The 18,839-nt window shown below is 60.4% G+C and carries 16 protein-coding genes; 3 read left to right on the top strand and 13 right to left on the bottom strand.

All coding sequences use genetic code 11. From position 1 onward, the window contains the following. Positions 1 to 63 precede the first annotated feature (63 nt). From rpsO to AC4LFW_RS13180, 3 genes are all read left to right on the top strand, one after another. Positions 64 to 333 (top strand): 30S ribosomal protein S15, encoded by a 270-nt coding sequence (gene rpsO, locus AC4LFW_RS13190; protein ID WP_168423475.1) that lies wholly within the window; start codon positions 64 to 66, stop codon positions 331 to 333. A gap of 213 nt (positions 334 to 546) precedes the next feature. Next, the gene (gene pnp, locus AC4LFW_RS13185; protein ID WP_491819546.1) at positions 547 to 2,652 is read left to right on the top strand and encodes a polyribonucleotide nucleotidyltransferase; all 2,106 of its coding nucleotides are present in this window, start codon (positions 547 to 549) and stop codon (positions 2,650 to 2,652) included. Between the two features lie 269 nt (positions 2,653 to 2,921). Then, positions 2,922 to 3,317, top strand: a complete 396-nt coding sequence (locus AC4LFW_RS13180; protein WP_491819545.1) for a BON domain-containing protein — start codon at positions 2,922 to 2,924, stop codon at positions 3,315 to 3,317. A gap of 49 nt (positions 3,318 to 3,366) precedes the next feature. Here AC4LFW_RS13180 and AC4LFW_RS13175 read toward each other — a convergent pair whose 3' ends face one another. From AC4LFW_RS13175 to AC4LFW_RS13115, 13 genes are all read right to left on the bottom strand, one after another. Then, entirely contained in the window at positions 3,367 to 3,675 is a 309-nt protein-coding gene (locus AC4LFW_RS13175; RefSeq protein WP_491819543.1) for a DUF2845 domain-containing protein, read from the bottom strand. Positions 3,676 to 3,684: 9 nt separating this feature from the next. Further along, positions 3,685 to 3,996, bottom strand: coding sequence for a DUF2845 domain-containing protein (locus tag AC4LFW_RS13170; protein WP_491819541.1), 312 nt, complete (start codon positions 3,994 to 3,996; stop codon positions 3,685 to 3,687). Continuing rightward, positions 3,993 to 6,947, bottom strand: coding sequence for a DUF748 domain-containing protein (locus AC4LFW_RS13165; protein WP_491819539.1), 2,955 nt, complete (start codon positions 6,945 to 6,947; stop codon positions 3,993 to 3,995). The genes AC4LFW_RS13170 and AC4LFW_RS13165 overlap by 4 nt, the downstream gene beginning before the upstream one ends. Before the next feature lie 83 nt (positions 6,948 to 7,030). Next, entirely contained in the window at positions 7,031 to 8,047 is a 1,017-nt protein-coding gene (locus tag AC4LFW_RS13160) for a class I SAM-dependent rRNA methyltransferase (RefSeq protein WP_491819537.1), read from the bottom strand. Between the two features lie 76 nt (positions 8,048 to 8,123). Next, on the bottom strand, positions 8,124 to 9,302 hold the full coding sequence (locus AC4LFW_RS13155; RefSeq protein ID WP_491819536.1) for an acetyl-CoA C-acetyltransferase: 1,179 nt from the start codon (positions 9,300 to 9,302) through the stop codon (positions 8,124 to 8,126). A 92-nt stretch (positions 9,303 to 9,394) separates the two neighbouring features. Further along, complete coding sequence (locus AC4LFW_RS13150) at positions 9,395 to 10,270, bottom strand: oxygenase MpaB family protein (RefSeq protein ID WP_491819534.1); 876 nt, start codon at positions 10,268 to 10,270, stop codon at positions 9,395 to 9,397. A 152-nt stretch (positions 10,271 to 10,422) separates the two neighbouring features. After that, on the bottom strand, positions 10,423 to 12,087 hold the full coding sequence (pgi, locus tag AC4LFW_RS13145; protein ID WP_491819532.1) for a glucose-6-phosphate isomerase: 1,665 nt from the start codon (positions 12,085 to 12,087) through the stop codon (positions 10,423 to 10,425). A 330-nt stretch (positions 12,088 to 12,417) separates the two neighbouring features. Beyond that, complete coding sequence (gene panD / locus AC4LFW_RS13140) at positions 12,418 to 12,798, bottom strand: aspartate 1-decarboxylase (protein WP_491819530.1); 381 nt, start codon at positions 12,796 to 12,798, stop codon at positions 12,418 to 12,420. 100 nt (positions 12,799 to 12,898) lie between these two features. Then, positions 12,899 to 13,762, bottom strand: a complete 864-nt coding sequence (gene panC, locus AC4LFW_RS13135; RefSeq protein ID WP_491819529.1) for a pantoate--beta-alanine ligase — start codon at positions 13,760 to 13,762, stop codon at positions 12,899 to 12,901. After that, complete coding sequence (gene panB / locus AC4LFW_RS13130; RefSeq protein WP_491819528.1) at positions 13,759 to 14,559, bottom strand: 3-methyl-2-oxobutanoate hydroxymethyltransferase; 801 nt, start codon at positions 14,557 to 14,559, stop codon at positions 13,759 to 13,761. The genes panC and panB overlap by 4 nt, the downstream gene beginning before the upstream one ends. A 171-nt stretch (positions 14,560 to 14,730) precedes the next feature. Then, positions 14,731 to 15,225, bottom strand: coding sequence for a 2-amino-4-hydroxy-6-hydroxymethyldihydropteridine diphosphokinase (folK, locus tag AC4LFW_RS13125; RefSeq protein ID WP_491819527.1), 495 nt, complete (start codon positions 15,223 to 15,225; stop codon positions 14,731 to 14,733). A 1-nt stretch (position 15,226) separates the two neighbouring features. Further along, on the bottom strand, positions 15,227 to 16,627 hold the full coding sequence (locus AC4LFW_RS13120; protein ID WP_491819526.1) for a polynucleotide adenylyltransferase PcnB: 1,401 nt from the start codon (positions 16,625 to 16,627) through the stop codon (positions 15,227 to 15,229). A gap of 655 nt (positions 16,628 to 17,282) precedes the next feature. Further along, positions 17,283 to 18,707, bottom strand: coding sequence for a sigma-54-dependent transcriptional regulator (locus AC4LFW_RS13115; protein ID WP_491819524.1), 1,425 nt, complete (start codon positions 18,705 to 18,707; stop codon positions 17,283 to 17,285). Positions 18,708 to 18,839 lie beyond the last annotated feature (132 nt).

Genomic DNA, 18,839 nt, shown 5'->3' with positions numbered 1-18,839 from the left:
GCACGGTCACACCTCTTTTAAAACACGGGACATGTCCCGGCCTGTTCATAGAAGGAGCCCACCATGGCACTTAGCGTTGAAGAAAAAGCCCAGATCGTTGACGAGTACAAGCAAGCTGAAGGCGATACCGGTTCTCCGGAAGTGCAGGTTGCCCTGCTGACCGCCAACATCAACAAGCTGCAAGGTCACTTCAAGGCCAACGGTAAAGATCACCACTCGCGTCGTGGTCTGATCCGTATGGTTAACCAGCGTCGCAAGCTGCTGGATTACCTGAAGGGCAAGGACACCACTCGTTACAGCACCCTGATCGGTCGTCTGGGTCTGCGTCGCTAAGCGATGCTGGTGCGAAGCTGAATGCAAAGCTGGAAGTGGGGCTTGTCCCTGCTTCCAGCTTTTGCCTTTCAGAAACGCGCATTTTCGGACGGCGAAAGGGTTCGATACCCATCGTTGCCCAAGAATTTATTTTTGCAGTGACGCGCCTACGCGAGGCTTTGCCCGTAGCGTGTGAAAACGATTCCCCCAAGGCAACATAAAGAAGGAACCACCGTGAACCCGGTAATCAAGAAATTTCAATTCGGTCAATCGACCGTAACCCTCGAGACTGGCCGTATTGCCCGTCAGGCTAGCGGAGCGGTGCTGGTCACCGTAGACGACGATGTGACCGTCCTGGTCGCCGTCACCGGCGCCAAGACTGCTGACCCAAGCAAAGGTTTTTTCCCGCTTTCAGTTCATTATCAGGAAAAGACCTACGCGGCCGGCAAGATCCCAGGCGGCTTCTTCAAGCGTGAAGCGCGTCCTTCCGAAAAGGAAACCCTGACCTCGCGCCTGATCGACCGTCCGATCCGCCCGCTGTTTCCCGAAGGCTTCCAGAACGAAGTTCAGGTGATCTGTACTGTCGTTTCGACCAGCAAGAAAACCGATCCGGACATTGCTGCGATGATCGGGACGTCGGCTGCGCTGGCGATTTCCGGCATTCCGTTCAATGGCCCGATCGGTGCCGCGCGCGTCGCCTTCCACCCGGAAACCGGTTACCTGCTGAACCCGACCTACGAGCAGCTCAAGGCTTCGAGCCTGGACATGGTCGTGGCCGGTACCAAAGATGCCGTTCTGATGGTCGAATCCGAAGCCAAAGAGCTGACCGAAGACCAGATGCTGGGCGCGGTGCTGTTCGCTCATGATGAGTTCCAGGCCGTGGTTCAGGCCGTTACCGAACTGGCGGCCGAAGCCGGCAAGCCGACCTGGGACTGGCAGCCGAAGGCTGAAAATACCCAGCTGCTCAATGCCATTCGCAGCGAATTCGGCGAGGCGATCTCCCAGGCGTACACCATCACTATCAAGCAGGACCGCTACGCGCGCCTGGGCGAGCTGAAAGATCAGGTTGTTGCCAAGTTCTCCGGCGAAGAAGGCCAGCCGACAGCTGGCGAAGTAAAGGAAGCCTTCGGCGAAATCGAATACCGCACCGTTCGCGAGAACATCGTCAACGGCAAGCCGCGTATCGACGGTCGTGATACCCGCACTGTGCGCGGCCTGAACATCGAAGTTGGTGTACTGGACAAGACCCACGGTTCGGCGCTGTTCACCCGTGGTGAAACCCAGGCCCTGGTCGTTGCCACTCTCGGCACTGCCCGTGACGCTCAGCTGCTCGACACCCTGGAAGGTGAAAAGAAAGACCCCTTCATGCTGCACTACAACTTCCCGCCGTACTCGGTGGGCGAGTGTGGTCGCATGGGCGCCACTGGCCGCCGCGAGATTGGTCACGGCCGTCTGGCTCGTCGTTCGGTCGCGGCCATGCTGCCGAGCGCGGACGAGTTTCCGTACACCATTCGTGTGGTTTCTGAAATCACCGAGTCCAACGGTTCCAGCTCCATGGCCTCCGTATGCGGTGCCTCTCTGGCCCTGATGGATGCCGGTGTGCCGATGAAGGCGCCGGTTGCCGGTATCGCCATGGGTCTGGTGAAGGAAGGCGAAAAGTTCGCCGTTCTGACCGACATCCTCGGTGATGAAGATCACCTCGGGGACATGGACTTCAAGGTGGCCGGTACTGCCAAGGGCGTTACCGCGCTGCAGATGGATATCAAGATCCAGGGCATCACCGAAGAGATCATGGAAATCGCCCTGGGCCAGGCGCTGGAAGCGCGTCTGAATATCCTGGGTCAGATGAACCAGGTTATCGGTCAGTCGCGTACCGAACTGTCGGCCAACGCCCCAACCATGATTGCCATGAAGATCGACCAGGACAAGATCCGCGATGTAATCGGCAAGGGCGGCGCGACCATTCGCAGCATCTGCGAAGAAACCAAGGCCTCGATCGATATCGAAGATGATGGATCGATCAAGATCTTTGGCGAAACCAAGGACGCGGCCGAGGCTGCCAAGCAGCGCGTTCTCGGTATCACCGCCGAGGCCGAGATCGGCAAGATCTATGTTGGTAAGGTCGAGCGCATCGTCGATTTCGGTGCCTTCGTGAACATCCTGCCGGGCAAGGATGGTCTGGTGCACATCTCGATGCTGAGCGATCAGCGCGTCGAGAAGGTCACCGATGTCCTCAAGGAAGGCCAGGAAGTGAAGGTTCTGGTACTGGACGTCGACAACCGCGGACGTATCAAGCTGTCGATCAAGGATGTGGCTGCTGCCGAAGCATCTGGCGCGTAAGCATCTCGCTAAAAGAGGAGCCCTTCGGGGCTCTTTTTTTTGCGTTGACGAAATGCAGCCAGTCGTTGCGCCAGCCGAACCTTGCAGTCTGCACGCTTCGCTTGATGAAAACATGCAGAGTGCTAGTGGCATAGCGGTACTACCGAATGTTATCGCACTGATTTTAAAGGCTATTTTAGATCAGCCAGCTTGGCACGCCGCTTGCGATCTTTTAGGTGAACCTGCGGTAGGGTATGCCGCAGTCACTATGAGAAACAGGAGTGCGACTCATGAACAAGATCCAGACCTCTATTACTGCTGCCACCATTGCAACTGCCTTGAGCTTGCCGCTGGCCGGGGCTGCGTTCGCCGAAACCATGCCTGCTCTTGGCGAAGCCCAACCCATGATGTTGGCCGCCAGCGACACCATGGAGTCCGCTGAGCACACCGCAGACGAAGCGGGCGAAGCCATGTCCGATACCTGGATCACCACCAAGGTCAAATCTGCTCTGCTGGCGGGCGATTCGACTCCCGGCATGGAGATCGAAGTCGAAACCAACAATGGCGTTGTCTCCTTGTCCGGCACGGTTGCTACAGAAGCGCAGCGTGAGATGGCAGTTGAAAAGGCCAAGACCATCGAAGGCGTAAAAGACGTTTCCGCTGATGGCCTGAAAGCTCTCGACTAAAGCTTGGGAGCTATCCAGAACCCGCTGCTTGCAGCGGGTTTTTTAGTCTTCAGCCTCGCTCGCTGTCGATCCTGCTCAGACGATTCCCCTCGAAGCGAAGGTAGTGGTACATGCCGTTTGTAGGTCCGTAGGTCCACTCTTCAACCTGGACATCCTGACTGAAGCCATACTCGTCGACCACCTCCTTGTAGCCGGTGATCTGGCTGCTGGTCGGCTCGCCACACTTGGCCCTGACTTCAGCCGTCGAAGCTTTGAGGCTTACCAGATTGCTTGCGCAACGGTACGTCGAGGAGGCGTCAACATACAGCGTGCAAAACGCGAAGCTAAACGCGGCCAGAACAGCGGCTATATCTTTCATGATGACTTCTCAGTTAGCACGACTGGTTTCGATTCGGACCAGTCGGTTGCCTTCGAAGGTGAGAATGCTGAACACGCCATTGCTGGGACCATAGACCCACTCCTCACGTGTCATTTCGCGGCGCTGGTGAGGGCCCAATGTGTAGCCAACAAGATCACGTTCGACAGGTTGACCACATTTGCGCTCGACCTCGAACGCGCGGTCGCCGGTGCTGATCAGGTCGCTACCGCAACGGAGCGTGTCTGCGTGTGCGCTCGGACCCAGCAGGGTGAGCGCGAACAGGAAACCGATCTGCCGAAAGTATCCGCTAGGCTGTGTCATTCAGCCTCCAGGTGCAAAACGGTGGGTACTTCGCTGCCTTGAACGGACTCGGTGATACCCGTGTCCAGAAGATATACCCGGGCAGCGGCCAAGCCAGCCTGATCCACAAGATAATCCTTGATACTGGCCGCGCGCTCCCGGCTCAGACGACGCAGCAACGCGGTACTGCTCGATCTGCTTTCAAGGATAGCCTGGCGCAGTTGTTCAGTGCGGGTATCGTCATCAAGGCTTTGCCACTCGGCCGGCGGTTGCTGCTGTAGGCGACTGCGATAGATTCCCTCAAGCATGGCAGTCTTTTCTTCCTCACCAATCTCCAGGGCTGCCGGATCGGCAGGCACCGTGTCGCCACGCCGTTGCAGGACCTTGTACCAGGTTTGCTGAAATTCACGCTCCAGCCACTGCTCTGCCAGGAGCCTGCCATCCACAGCGGGAGCGCTCATGCCCTCTATCTCCAGGCGTAGCACCGGGCGTTCCCTGAGAGCGCTGGCAAGTGTATCGAGTTTGTTGCGAGCGGCGCTGTCCAGCTCGCTGCTGCCGGGCGAAAAAAGAACCTCGCTGAGATCAGCCTGTTCTCGACCAACAAGCCCGCCGAGAAACTTGAACGGAGATTTGGCGGCGCGTACCACCAGGTTGCGCAATGTCTGCCAGATCACCGGCATCACATCGAACTGCGGGTTCTGCAAATCGCCCTGGATCGGGATCTTGAGTTCGATAGTTCCGCTGCTGTCTTTCAACAGCGCCACCGCAAGGCGCACCGGCAAATCGACGGCCTGTTCGCTGTCGACCTTTTCGCCCAGTTGCAGCTGTTCGAGTACTACCTCATTCTCTGCGTTCAGCTGTCCCTGCTGGATGCGGTAATGCAGATCGAGATTGAGACGCCCCTTGCGGATGCGATAGCCGGCGAATTTGGCTGAGTAAGGGGAGAGGGTGGTCAACTCGATCTGTCGAAAACGGGTGGCGATGTCCAGGCTCTGGAGAGGATCGAAAGGCGTCAGGCTGCCCTGGATACTAACCGGCGCGTAGCGGTCCACCTTGCCCTGGATATCGATGCTTGCTGCGTTGTGCTGGCGGTTGTCCAGGGTGCCGATGCCTCCTTCGAGCTCCTGAACGGCCGTGATGAAGGGCGGGCGCAGACTCAGATCGGAAAAATTGGCGGAACCCTCCGATATCTGGATTCCGCCGATGCGAACGGCAAAGGGTACGTCTGGCTCATCCGGTGACAGAGGGGTTTTCATGGCTGGCGGTGGTTGATTGGACGGAGCCGACGTCTTGTCCACCAGGAGATCGTTGATGTTGGTCGTCAGGTCAGGGTTGATGATGAAGCGGGCGTAGGGCTGGTCTAGGTGGATTTTGCCGATCTCCAGGTCGTCCGGATAGCTGTAATCCAGGTCGCTCAGCTGCAGCGATTGCCACTTCACGAAGTCACGGTCCTGGATGGTATCCAGGGTATGCAGCTGGGTAATCTCCGCCGAACCGCCAATTCGAAAGGCCAGGGGATCACTACCCTTCAGCTCCACCGAGAGCTGGCTCGCCAACAGCCCGCTACGGAGCTCCAGGTGAACGAAGGGAGACAGATAAGCCTGAGCCAGGCGAAGGTCGATGCCTTGCAGGGTTAGGTCAAAGCGGCCCTGCATCGGAGTCAGCGCCAATTGGCCTTCGGCGAGCAGCGAGCCTTGTTTGCCGACATCGGTGGTCAGCTTGAGATCCATCGGAGTCTTACCGCGGCTGTCGAAGTTGCGCACGTCGAGATCGATCGGGCCCAGCTCCAGCTCCACATTCGGCTCAGGTTCCCTGTCGGCCAGGTGGAGCTGGTAGTTGCGCAGTTCGGCGTCATGCAGGAGGACCTGCCACGGCTGTCCGGCATCCTTGTTGCCTGACGGTGCATGGGGTGTGTTCGGCTCCGGGCTGATGGCGGTCCCGGTTGTGCCAGAATCTTCCGGCTGCACCTCGGCTCCTTTGTCGAGCAGGCGCTGCCAATTGAGCTGGCCGTCAGGCTCGCGGGTCAGCCAGCTCTCCAGGGCCTGGCTGCGCACTTGGCCGATGGTCACTTGCCGTTTCTGCAGGTCCAGTGAGCTTTGGCTAATCTCGGCCTGCTTCAGCCGCAGGAGCGGCTGCCCTTCCAGGCTATCGATGCTCAGCGATGCCAGGGTCGCGCTCGCGTCGCTCAGCTGTAGCGAGGTGCCCTCGCTGAGGTCGAGCTGGTACGCCGTTTTCAGGCTCAGATGCCCTTGGTTCAGGGCAAGCGGCGCCAGGTCGCGGACATAGGGCCAAAAGGTCTGCAGGGCCAGTCCGTCGACCTCAAGCTGGCCGGTGGAGGCAATGGGAGAGAGGTTAAGCTGACCTTTCCACTCGATGCGGGATCCGTCCGGACCCTTGGCAACCAGGACGGCATCGGCTGCTTCGTCCGAGCGGGTCGCAAAGTTAAGCAGCTCGAAGTCCAGCGAATCGAGCAGGAAGTCGATGGGCTCCCGGGTTCGTCGATCGGCAAAATGCACCCGTCCGCCGGCCAGTTGCAGGCGATCGATACGCAGGGCAAGGGGCGCTTTGTCCTCCTCGGGCGCGTCTTCTCTAGAAGGTAGCTCGAACAGCTCGGTCAGGTTCAGCTTGCCATCGACATCAAACAGGACTTCAGCATTCGGCCCGATGAGCTCGATATCCGAGAAGTGCAGGGAGCGACTCCACAGACTGTTCCATTCAAGGTCCAGATAGAGCCGTTCGAACGCCAGCTGCTCGGTATCCGGCTCACCCATGTGCAGGTTATGGAGCCTGAGCTCCAGCGTGAACGGGTTGAACTCGATCCGCTCAAGGCGAGCCGGTACCGTTGCATACTTCGCCAGTTGCTGATCGACCACTCGCATTGCCACTCCTGGCAGGATCAGAAAGCCGAGCAGGCAATAAACGACCAGGGCGGTCATCAGGCCGATGAGCGCGCGCTTCACTGCGTTGGGCATGCGGATCTACTTTCCAGGCGAAGAACTGCCTTGGAGTATGGCACGACACTCGGGTTCCTCTCGCAACCGGTGTGCGGCTTACCTCACAGCTGAAGCATCAGCACCTTGAGCGGCGGCTTGCCATCCACTGAAGGAAAGTCGGCTGCCGGTGGCAGTACCTGGCAATCCCGAACCGGCCGACCGGCCTTGGTTGCGCAGCGCAGGACCTGGTCTCGCCAGTCATCGAGCTCGACCTTTGCCAGGTTGTTGCAGCAGATCAGTACGCCGTTCTCGGCGGTAGCGAGCAAAGCAGGTTTGAGCAGGCTCTGATAGTCGCGCAGCAGGTCGACCGTTCCAAAAGCACTTTTCGACCAGGCGGGCGGGTCGAGCAATACCAGGTCGAACTGCTTCGGTGACAGGCGCGGGTAGTCTGGCAGCGGGCGGCCGCGTCGCTGTGGGATCGGCATGTCGGCGAGCTGACGGATCGCGGGAAAGTAATCCGACTGAATGAACTGCATCGGGGCCAGCTCCTGATTGAGCGCGCTGTTCTCGCGGCCAACCGCGAGATTGCTTTCGGCGAAATCCAGGTTGACTACCTCACGCGCGCCACCAGCAGCAGCGCAGAGACCAACGCCACATGTATAGGCAAAGAGATTGAGCACCGACTTGCCGGCACTGTTGGCCTTGATCCAGCCGCGCACATTACGCAGGTCCAGAAACAGCAGCGGGTCCTGGCCGCTGTGGCGTGCACGGATACGGTAATTCAGCCCCCACTCGCGGCCAATCAGGTCATCCAGAGCTGCCGTATCGGCGCTGTAGACAGGATCACTGCGGTCAATACGAGAGTTGCCCCGGGAGCGGTCGTTATAGGCCAGTGACAGCCGTGTGCCCAGGCTTGCGCAGGTCTGTTGGTGCAGCGCCAGAAGATCGTCGCGTTCCAGAGGCTGATGAAAGCTTTGCACCAGCAGCAGCGGGCCGTAACGGTCCACCGTGAGCCCCGGCGCGCCTTCCTGGCTGCCGTGGAACAACCGGTAGCAGTCGGTGGCCTGGTCGTGGAGTTCAGCGAGAAGAGTTTCGCGGCTGTTATAAGCGGCGCGCAGCGCCTGGTCGAGGGGGGACATGCGCGGCGACTCTGAAAAGATGGCCGCGCAGTCTAGCGGAAATCGCCGGCGCTTGGCCGGCTGGGTTGCCTGCTGGTCAGCGTTCGATTGCCAGCGCGACGCCCTGTCCGCCACCGATGCAGAGCGTTGCCAGACCTCTGTGAGCGTCGCGGCGGATCATCTCGTGCAGCAGGGTCACCAGGATGCGGCAGCCAGATGCGCCAATCGGGTGGCCAATCGCTATGGCGCCGCCATTGACGTTGACCTTCTGCGCATCCCAGCCCAGCTCCTGGCCGACGGACAGGGCTTGTGCCGCGAAGGCTTCGTTGGCTTCGATCAGGTCGAGCCCTTCGAGCGTCCAGCCGGCCTTTTCCAGGCAGCGGCGTGTAGCCGATACCGGGCCGATGCCCATGATCGCCGGGTCCACGCCAGCGTTGGCATAGCTGGCAATGCGAGCCATCACTGGCAGGCCCAGCGCCTCTGCCTTCTCGGCGCTCATCAGCAATACGGCGGCGGCACCGTCGTTGAGGCTGGACGCGTTACCGGCCGTTACGCTGCCGTCTTTCTTGAATGCCGGTTTGAGCTTGGCCAGGCTCTCTGCAGTGGTGCCTGCCCGAGGCTGTTCGTCGATATCGAACACCAGCGGCTCACCTTTGCGCTGCGGAATCTCGATGGGTGTGATCTCGTCGCGTAGACGTCCGGCTTCGATGGCTGCGATGGCTTTCTGCTGGGAGGACGCAGCGAACGCGTCCTGCGCTTCGCGTGTGATGCCGTATTTCTCAACCAGGTTTTCGGCTGTGATGCCCATGTGATAGTCGTTGAAAGCGTCCCACAAGCCGTCCTGAATCATGCTGTCGACCAGCTTGCCGTGGCCCATGCGCAAGCCCGTGCGCGCGGCGGGCATCACATAGGGCGCCAGGCTCATGTTTTCCATGCCGCCAGCAATCACGACCTCGGCGTCGCCGCAGCGGATTGCCTGTGCCGCCAGATGCAGCGCCTTCAGGCCGGAGCCGCAAACCTTGTTCAGGGTCATCGCCGGTACCGCATGGGGCAACCCTGCATTCATGGCGGCCTGTCTCGCCGGGTTCTGCCCTGCGCCTGCAGTCAGCACCTGGCCGAGAATGACTTCGTCGACCTCTGCGGCATCGATTCCGGTTTGCTGAATGAGTTGGCGAATCACCGCGGCACCCAGCTCGACGGCGGGGATGTTGGCCAATGCGCCCTGAAAGCTGCCGACAGCGGTGCGAGTGGCGGCGACGATGACGACGTCTTGCATGATCTGAACCTCGAGACGGTGCGGGCATCCGCGGGGCGCCCATGTTGTCACAGGCCTGCAGGCGCCTCCAGGCGTGGAACCTGCCGGTCACGCTAGCGTATGGGCAGGCCCATGCGGCGGCGTGCCCGGTGAACCGAGCCGCTGCGCACGGCCCAGCGCAGCACCGGTGCGGTGCGCCTGACGGATAGTCGAATCAGTTGCCGTTCGCGGGCGGACTGGCTGAGATCGAGCATATCGCTGGCCCAGTCTGGCAACAGGTCGACACCTGCGCGCATCATCAACGCACCGAACGGCTTGGCCAGACGACTCGGGGCAGGGGCGTCGAACAGGATGCGCACGATTTCTCGCGAGCGCTCGTCGCAGCATAGCTGTGGGCGAATGGCCTGCAGGTAGTTCTCCACCTGCTGCCGGGAGCGCGGCACATCGCGTGCCCCGAGTGCTTCGGCAATGCGCGCCACCTCGGCGTAGTAGCGATCCTGCTCATGACCTGGCAGCGCCGGGTTGAGGTAGCGCAGGTGCGCCTTGAGAAAGCTACTGACCTCGGCCACATGCACCCAGGTCAGGAGGTCCGGATCGTACGCGGCATAGGGGCGTCCGTCCGGTGCATGTCCAGTTACCTTGAGGTGAATGGCGCGGACCCGTTCAATCAGCCGCTGCGCATCGGCCCGGCTGCCAAAGGTTGTCGCCGAGATGAACTGGCCCGTGCGCCGCAGCCGGCCGAGCAGGTCGTCGCGAAAATTGGAGTGGTCCCAGACGCCGGCCAGGGCGAGCGGATGCAGGGCCTGGAGTAGCAGGGCAGAGATACCGCCTGTCAGCATCGAGGTGAAGTCGCCGTGCACGCGCCAGCAGACCGAATCCGGGCCGAAGAGCCCAGGGTCACCCGGCGGGTTTTCATAATCGACACCGCCTATTGCAAGGCCGGTAAGACTGAGGACCTGCGATTCGATATGACGACGGATCATTTCCACGGTGCGAGATCTGGCTTGACTGAAAGCCGATGTTACCGGAAGCGCGGCGTTAGCCAGGCCCCAGCCTGTCAGTTAGTACCGGAGGCGCTGGGTCATCAGAGAAACGAAAGAGAGCCGGACAGCGCCAATGCACTGTCCGGTTTGCGCATCGATCAACCGCGATGGCGACCGCGGAAGAAGTCGATCAGACCCTGGGTGGAGGCGTCTTCGGCTGGCTGCGCATCGAAGCTGGTCATCTGGCCGTAGACAGCTTTGCCCAGATCCTTGCCGAGCTCCACACCCCACTGGTCGAAGGAGTTGATCCCCCAGATCACGCCCTGGACAAACACCTTGTGCTCGTAAAGCGCGATCAGTGCACCGAGACGGCCGGGGCTGATGGTTTCCATCACCACAGTGTTGCTTGGCCTGTTACCGGGAATGACCTTGTGCGGGGCCAGGCGCTGCACTTCGGCCTCGTCCAGGCCCTTGGTGCGCAGTTCGGCCTCGGCTTCCTCGCGAGTCTTGCCGAGCATCAGCGCCTGGCTCTGGGATAGGCAGTTTGCGTACAGCCATTCATGGTGATCGGCGACCGGGTTGTGACTGACCACCGGCACGATGAAGTCGGCCGGAATCAGCGGCGTGCCCTGATGCAGAAGCTGGTGGTAGGCGTGCTGCCCGTTGGCGCCGACGCCACCCCAGATGACCGGGCCGGTGGTGCAGGAGACCGGAGTACCGTCCTGACGAACGCTCTTGCCGTTGGACTCCATGTCCATCTGCTGCAGGTGTTTTACGAAGTTGCGCAGGTAGTGGTCGTAGGGCAGGAAGGCATACGTCTGCGCGCCCCAGAAATTGTGGTACCAGATCCCCAGCATCGCCAGGAGGACCGGCATATTGCTTTCGAAGGGCTCGCTGAGGAAGTGCTGGTCCATGCTGTAGGCGCCGGACAGCAGGTCCTTGAAGTTGGACATGCCGATGGCCAGCGCGATGGGCAGGCCGATGGCCGACCACAGCGAGTAGCGGCCTCCGACCCAGTCCCACATGGGGAAGATATTTTTCTCGCGGATGCCGAACTCGACGGCCGCTTTCTTGTTACTGGTGACAGCGATGAAATGGCGGTAAAGCTTCTCTTCGGTGCCGCCCTTGCCCAGATACCAGTTGCGTGCGGCCTGGGCATTCTTCAGTGTTTCGAGGGTGCCGAAGGTCTTGCTAGAGATGATGAACAGGGTGGTCTCGACGTTCAGCTTGGCCGTCACTTCGCGGAATTCGCTGCCGTCGATGTTCGCCAGGTAATGCGTGCGCACGCCATGCTGTGTGAAGGGCAGCAGCGCTTCGGATACCAGCTGCGGGCCGAGGAACGAGCCACCAATGCCGATGTTCACCACGTCGGTGATAGTTTTGTCGCTGAAGCCGCGCCAGAGGTTGTTGTGGATGCGGGTAACGATATCCGTCATCTGAGCCAGGGCGGCATGCACGTCGCGGATGACGTTATGCCCGTCGACCATCACAGAATCGCCCATCGGGCGACGCAGGGCGGTGTGCAGCACGGGACGGTTTTCCGATGCGTTGATTCGTTCACCTTCAACCATGGCCCGAGCGGCCTGCTCGACACCTGCCTCGCGGGCCAGGTTCACCAGCAGGGTGCGGGTTTCCGGAGTGATCAAGTTCTTCGAATAATCGAGGAACAGGCCGCAGCAGGAAACCGACAGGTCATTGAAGCGTGTCGGATCGGCCTTGAATGCCTCGCGCATGCTGAAGTTCTGCATGGCCAGGCGGTGTTCTTCCAAGGCCTTCCAGGACGACAGGCCGGTGGCATCGAGAGGGTGCTGGTAATAGCTCATGGTTGTGCGGCTTCCTTTGCTTTGGCGGACTGTCTGCGGCGCTGCAATTCATTCGGACAGTCATCTGATCATGCTGGCACGCCGGCATTCGTCCTGAATGCAGCAGGCGCGTACCGCTACGGCTGGACCGCAACGGCGGCGGTACATCCTGCACCGCCGAGACCTGTCTGACTGGCAAAAACGCGCGGCGTTCCGAAGCGTCGCGCCCGCAGTCTGGATAACCGTCCGAACCAGTGGACGATTGCAGATTTGCCGCATCAGGGGAAACCCTTTGCACACAAAAAAGCCCGCAACACGGTTGGCGTTGCGGGCTCTCGAACGACAGTTTGGTCAGGCAACCTGAACCGGAATGGCGTTGCTGGTGTGACTGAGTTCGCCGTCCGCGCCCATGTACAGAACGTGCGGCTTGAAGCTCGCCAGTTCGGATTCGCTGTAGTGAGCGTAAGCACAGATGATCAGGCGATGACCAACCCCTGCCTTGTGAGCAGCGGCACCGTTGACGGAGATGATCCTCGAGCCTTCCTCGCCGCGGATGGCGTAAGTGGTAAAGCGTTCGCCGTTGTCGACGTTGTAGATCTGGATCTGTTCGTATTCACGGATTCCGGCCAGGTTCAGCCAGTCGCCGTCGATGGCACAGGAACCTTCGTAATCGAGCACCGAGTGGGTCACCTGGGCGCGGTGCAGTTTGGCCTTGAGCATGATGGCGTGCATGGCGGGGTCCTCCGGGTGCGCAAGCGGCGCAGAGTGTGCCCGAACCCTCAAGCCTGTTCAAGACCAAGGATCGGGCTGGGTTATTTCGAAGGCCGGGCGATCAGGACGCGGACGCAGTGGTATCGATCAGCAGGTTGTCCAGGAGTCGGGTCTTGCCGAGGTAGGCGGCCGCAAGGATTACCAGTTCTCGGCTCCCGGCTGTGACTGGGCGCAGATCCAGTGCATCGCGGATTTCCAGATAGTCGGGCCGCAGGCCTGCCGTCTGTAACGTCTCTTTGCCAGCGGCGAGCAAAGCCGGGTAGTCGCGCTCACCCTTGCGTATGGAACCGGCCAGTTGCTGCAGCGTACGGTGGAGCACTGGAGCGATGGCGCGTTCGCTGGTTGTCAGGTAACCATTGCGTGAGGACAACGCCAGGCCGTCTTCGGCGCGCACGATGGGCTCGCCAATGATCTGCACGGGCATGTTGAGGTCACGGACCATGGTGCGGATGACGGCCAGTTGCTGGAAGTCTTTCTGGCCGAAGACCGCGAGATCCGGCAACACCATGTTGAACAGCTTGCTCACCACCGTCGACACACCGTCGAAGTGGCCCGGGCGACTGCCGCCGCAAAGTCCTTCGGAAACGCCGGGTACGCGGACAATGGTCTGCATCGCCTGGCCGTGCGGATACATTTCCTCGACGCTGGGTGCAAACAGCAAGTGGCAGCCAGCTTCAAACAGCTTTTGCTGATCGGCCGCGAGGGTGCGTGGGTAGCTGTCCAGATCCTCATTGGGGCCGAACTGCAACGGATTGACAAAAATGCTGGAGACCACAAATTCCGCGCGCTGGCCCGCCTTTTTGATCAGGGCGATGTGACCGGCGTGCAGATTGCCCATGGTGGGCACGAAGCCGATGCGCTTGCCGTCCCCGCGCGCTCTGGTTACTGCGGCGCGCAGGTCAGCGATGGACTTGACCACGTTCATGCGGAAAACCCATGTTCGGCTGCGGGAAACTCGAGCGTCTTGACCGCCTTTACGTAGGCGGCAATGGCAGCAGGAATGTCGTTCTGGCCTTGCATGAAGTTCCTGACGAACTTTGGCGTCCGCCCGCTGAGCGACAGGCCGAGCATGTCGTGAATCACCAGTACCTGGCCATCGGTGGCGCTGCCGGCCCCAATGCCGATCACTGGTACCTTGACCGCCCCGGTGATCCGGGCGGCAAGCTCGCTGGGTACGCATTCGAGCAGTAGCATGGCCGCGCCGGCTGCTTCCAGAGCCCTTGCGTCTTCAATCATCTGTTGCGCCTGGGCTTCCTGGCGGCCCTGTACCTTGTAGCCGCCAAACAGATTGACCGCCTGGGGCGTCAGCCCCATATGGGCGCACACGGGGATGCCACGTTCGGCCAACAGGGAGATCGAATGGGAAAGCCACGCGGCGCCTTCGACCTTGATCATATGAGCGCCGGCCTTCATCAGGCTGGCTGAATTGTTCAGCGTCTGTTCAATCGTGGCATTGGCCATGAAGGGCAGGTCAGTGACGATCATTGCACCTCTGTTGCCGCGTTTGACGCATGCCGTGTGATAGGCCATCTCTTCGACGGAGACCGGCAAGGTGCTGTCATGGCCTTGCAGGACCATGCCCAGGGAGTCACCAACCAGTAGCATTTCGACCCCGGCTTCACAGGCGGTCTTGGCGAAAGTCGCGTCGTAGCAGGTGAGCATCACGCTCTTCTCGCCTTTCTGCTTGAGGCCTTGCAGGGTTGTCAGGGTTACGTCTGGCATGAATGCCGTCCTCCTAAAGCCTCTGAGGGATCACGTTTGCGTCGGGGCGTCAGCAAAGGGGCGGGGGTGCCCCAAATCGATGCGTGCCGGCAGAGGGCGCTTATAGTCCCGATGGTGGCAAGCTAAGTCAATCGTAGGTGTTACCTCATTTTTTGTGCTGTTACCAGGCGGTTACAGCGGCTCGACGAGGCGCTCGAGTCCCTGGTATGGACAGGCTGCGAGCAGGTCGGCTAGGGCGCGGCCATCGGCTAGTTGCAGGTCTGCGGGTGCTATCTCGGCGAGCGGGTAGAGTACGAAGGCCCTGGCCTGGAGGTGGTAGTGCGGCACCGTCAGGCGTGGTTCGCTGATAAGGTGATCGCCAAAAAGCAGCAGGTCGAGATCCAGCGTGCGGGGACCCCAGCGTTCAGCTTTGCGCTCGCGGCCATGAGCCATTTCGATTGCCTGCAGGGCGTCCAACAGGCTCAGCGGTGACAGCGAAGTGTCCAGCGCGGCGACGGCATTGACATAGCTCGGCTGGTCCGGTGGGCCTAGCGGCTCGCTGAGGTACAGTGAGGAAACGGCGACGAGATCCGAGCTGGGTATCAAGGCCAGGGCCTGGATCGCACCCTGCAGCTGACGCCGTGGTTCGGCCAGATTGCTGCCCAGACCAATGTAGGCGCGTTCCATATCAATCGTCAGCGGCCGGAGTGCTTTCGTTGGGGCCACGCTTGCGTTTGCTGCTACGCCGACGTTTGCGCGGGGCTCCGCTGCCTTCCTCTTTCTTGCTGCTGAGCCCGCGGATCATGTTGCGGCGCTCGCTGTCATTGGCTTCTTGGTAGTCGGTCCACCACGCGCCCAGCCCGTCGGTTTCCTCACCGGCGCTCTCGCGGAGTAGAAGGAAGTCATAGCCGGCACGGAAACGCGGATTTTCCAGCAGCTGATCAGCGCGACGTCCCTGGCGACGGGGAAGGCGTTCCTGCATGTCCCAGATCTCACGCATGGGCATGGTGAAACGTTTCGGGATAGCCGTGCGCTGGCACTGCTCCCAGATAATGTCGTGTGCGGCTTCCTGCATGGCGGGAATCGGCGGCAGGCCCCGTGCCTGAACCGCGGCTACGCGCGCCGGCAGGGCTGGCCAGAGCAGGGCGGCAAACAGAAACGCTGGAGTAACAGGCTTGCCCTGTGCAATGCGCTGGTCGGTGTTGGCCAGCGCGTTGCGGATCAGCGTGCCGGCGTAATCAGGGTTGTCTTCCAGCGCTTCGGCGCTGGCGGGGAACAACGGCGCGAACAGCTCGTATTCCAGCAATAGCTCGAAGGTACGTTCGGCCTTGCCGCTTAGGAACAGTTTGATGATTTCGTCGAACAGGCGCGCAGACGGCACGTCGTTCAGCAGATCTGCAAGGTCTGCAATGGGCTCTGCGCTGTGCTTCTCGATCTCGAAGTCCAGCTTTGCAGCGAAGCGGATCGCTCTGAGCATGCGCACCGGGTCTTCCTGGTAACGCTGCTCGGGATCGCCGATCAGGCGGATCAGCTTGTTGCGGATGTCGTGAACGCCATGGGTATGGTCGAGAATCCGTTCCGTCGAAGGGTCGTAGTACAGCGCATTGATGGTGAAGTCGCGGCGCTGCGCGTCGTCTTCCAGCGTGCCGTAGATGTTGTCGCGCAGGATGCGGCCACTTTCATTTCGCGACGCCAGGTGGCTGGCGTCGTCGTCATCCGCCTCCGGGTGATTGGCGCGGAAGGTCGCTACCTCGATGATTTCCCGCCCGAAATGCACATGCACCAGCTTGAAGCGTCGACCGATTACCCGGGCGTTACGAAATTCGGCACGAACCTGCTCAGGGGTCGCGCTGGTAGCGACGTCGTAATCCTTGGGAGCCAGCCTTAACAGAAGGTCCCGCACGCATCCGCCCACCACGAACGCCTCGTATCCGGCTTGCTGAAGCCGCTCGACGACGCTGACCGCATGCCGGCTGAGCTCATCGCGGTGTAGCGAGTGCTGCCGGCTGGTCAGTATTTCGGGCGTGCGACGAGGGTGCGAGAAGCGGCGCAGGGGGGAACGAAAAGACTGGAACAGCTTTTTCAGCATGAGAGGCACTGTGTGGCGAAATGACAAGGTGGCGCAGGCAACAGCCACGAAACGAGCGTGGATTCTAGCACCGGGAACCGGGATGGTGAACGAAGCGTGGGGAGGTGTCAAAAAAACGGCCAAGGCCGGAAAGCACTAGGGGGAGCCTAAGCTCCCCCTTTAAATGATGTCGCGTGCTTTTTTGTTATTAGTATTTCGGGTGTGTTGTTCTTGTTTGGTCACCCGTTCCCTTCAGCTATCGCATCCGGGAATCGCTCCTACGTTGGGAGCCAAGAGCAAACGGATTTCTTTGGTCGCTGACTTGCCATCGATCTTGATCCAACCAGTTCAGGCGCTGCTTGTGCAGTTTTTGTTGTTCTCGGTCTGGTCGTGGGGCAAAACCCCATCTGGCATTTCCTCTCCAAAAGAATCAGTTAGCTACGCCTCTGCCATCTTGTTTTTATTTTGCTAGAGCCGGTACGTCTTGTTCTTATTGTGGGTCTGCTTGTTATTGTTGTTGTGCCAGATATAAAGCATTCGCCGTGCCAGTTTTTGAAAGTCCTTTAAGATCAGTGACTTGTAGATTCTGCTGAAGCGTCACGCCTGAAATATTATGTGACTTCGTTACCGATGAACCCGGTTTTTGTTACGTCCAGGTAGTGGTGGTAACACGTCACTACCCAGTCGCGCTCGATTTGCGTCTCGGGATACCCAGGCGCTGCCGACGTTCCCACAGGCACTTGCGGCTTATGCCGAGCTTGCGGGCCAGCTCGGTCTCGGTCATGTGGTCCTGGTGCTCAAGTACGAAATGCTGGAAGTAGTCCTCCAGCGAGAGGTCTTCAGTTGGTTCATTGCTGTTCGAGGCGGCACCGCCAATTGAAGCGCAGGGTTCCTCGAAGTCATCCTCCAGACTGTCGATCTCAATGTCGATGCCCAGCAGCTCAGCGCTGATTTCGCTGCTTTCGCTGAGAATAGCGGCGCGCTCGATGGCGTTCTCAAGCTCCCGTACGTTGCCAGGCCAGGTGTAGAGACGTACCGCCTGCTCGGCTTCGCGAGAGAAATGCAGGTCATCGCTGCCCATGCGCTCACCTTGGCGCGCCAGAAACGCCCTGGCGATTTCAAGCACGTCGCTGCCGCGTTCACGTAGAGGTGGCAGTTTCAGGGCGATGACATGCAGGCGGTAGTAGAGGTCTTCCCGGAACTGACCGTTCTTGGCCAGCGTCTTCAAGTCACGGTGGGTCGCGGCGATCAGGCGTACATCGACTTTCTGCGATTGCGTCGAGCCGACTCGTCGGATCTCGCCTTCCTGAAGCACCCGCAAGAGCCTGGCCTGTGCTTCGAGCGGCAATTCACCGATCTCATCAAGAAACAGGGTGCCGCCATCGGCCGCTTCGACCAGGCCGGCGCGGCCGGCGCTGGCACCGGTGAACGCACCTTTTTCATGACCGAAGAGTTCCGACTCGATCAGCGTTTCAGGAATGGCAGCGCAGTTGACCGATATCATCGTCGCCTTGGCGCGGCGCGAAAGATTATGCAGCGCGCGTGCGACGAGTTCCTTGCCGGTACCCGACTCGCCTTGAATAAGCACGTTGGAGTCGGTCGGCGCGACCTTGCGAATCTTCGTGAACAGATCCTGCATCGGCCCGCAGCGTCCGATGATGCCGATCGCGCTGTTACCAGCGTCACCCGGCGTTACGGTGTTACCGCTCGGCGCTCTGTTACCTGGGCTTGCTGGTGCGCTTGCCGCTTGTTGGTGGTCGTTGAGAATGCGGGCAACCGTCTGCAGCATCTCGTCATGGTCGAAGGGTTTGGCGATGTAGTCGACCGCACCCATCTTCATCGAGTCCACGGCCGAGCGCAGGCTGGCATAGCTGGTCATGATCAGCACGGGGGTGCCTTCGGCGAGCCTTATCAGCTCGGTGCCAGGTGCCCCGGGAAGCCGCAGGTCACTGACGATGAGGTCGAAAGCCGGAATGCTGAAGCGTTCCTGTGCTTCCTGCACCGAGCCGGCTTCGCTGACTTCGTACTGGTTGCGTTCGAGCAGCCGGCGCAGCGCGGAGCGGATGATGGTTTCGTCTTCGACGATCAGAATATGGGGCATCTGTACTCTCTCGACGGTCTGAAAGCAGCCGCGGTCCGATGGAACGCCATGTGAGGAGTCGGTGTTCCAGCGGCTCGCGCTTGCTGTCGCGATGCGGGGCGAATTGCCTATGCGGGGCTGTGCTATTCAATC

This window comes from Stutzerimonas sp. C6.4V (assembly GCF_058536345.1).
Note: the sequence above shows the minus strand (reverse complement) of the source record. Positions and strands in the feature narration are given on the sequence as shown.

What these genes read in the sequence shown, in the direction of transcription:
- rpsO (WP_168423475.1), top strand. Translation starts at nt 64, where the DNA reads ATGGCACTTAGCGTTGAAGAAAAAGCCCAGATCGTTGACGAGTACAAG.
- AC4LFW_RS13180 (WP_491819545.1), top strand. Translation starts at nt 2,922, where the DNA reads ATGAACAAGATCCAGACCTCTATTACTGCTGCCACCATTGCAACTGCC.
- AC4LFW_RS13175 (WP_491819543.1), bottom strand. Translation starts at nt 3,675, where the DNA reads ATGAAAGATATAGCCGCTGTTCTGGCCGCGTTTAGCTTCGCGTTTTGC.
- AC4LFW_RS13170 (WP_491819541.1), bottom strand. Translation starts at nt 3,996, where the DNA reads ATGACACAGCCTAGCGGATACTTTCGGCAGATCGGTTTCCTGTTCGCG.
- AC4LFW_RS13165 (WP_491819539.1), bottom strand. Translation starts at nt 6,947, where the DNA reads ATGCCCAACGCAGTGAAGCGCGCGCTCATCGGCCTGATGACCGCCCTG.
- AC4LFW_RS13160 (WP_491819537.1), bottom strand. Translation starts at nt 8,047, where the DNA reads ATGTCCCCCCTCGACCAGGCGCTGCGCGCCGCTTATAACAGCCGCGAA.
- AC4LFW_RS13155 (WP_491819536.1), bottom strand. Translation starts at nt 9,302, where the DNA reads ATGCAAGACGTCGTCATCGTCGCCGCCACTCGCACCGCTGTCGGCAGC.
- pgi (WP_491819532.1), bottom strand. Translation starts at nt 12,087, where the DNA reads ATGAGCTATTACCAGCACCCTCTCGATGCCACCGGCCTGTCGTCCTGG.
- panD (WP_491819530.1), bottom strand. Translation starts at nt 12,798, where the DNA reads ATGCACGCCATCATGCTCAAGGCCAAACTGCACCGCGCCCAGGTGACC.
- panC (WP_491819529.1), bottom strand. Translation starts at nt 13,762, where the DNA reads ATGAACGTGGTCAAGTCCATCGCTGACCTGCGCGCCGCAGTAACCAGA.
- panB (WP_491819528.1), bottom strand. Translation starts at nt 14,559, where the DNA reads ATGCCAGACGTAACCCTGACAACCCTGCAAGGCCTCAAGCAGAAAGGC.
- folK (WP_491819527.1), bottom strand. Translation starts at nt 15,225, where the DNA reads ATGGAACGCGCCTACATTGGTCTGGGCAGCAATCTGGCCGAACCACGG.
- AC4LFW_RS13120 (WP_491819526.1), bottom strand. Translation starts at nt 16,627, where the DNA reads ATGCTGAAAAAGCTGTTCCAGTCTTTTCGTTCCCCCCTGCGCCGCTTC.
- AC4LFW_RS13115 (WP_491819524.1), bottom strand. Translation starts at nt 18,707, where the DNA reads ATGCCCCATATTCTGATCGTCGAAGACGAAACCATCATCCGCTCCGCG.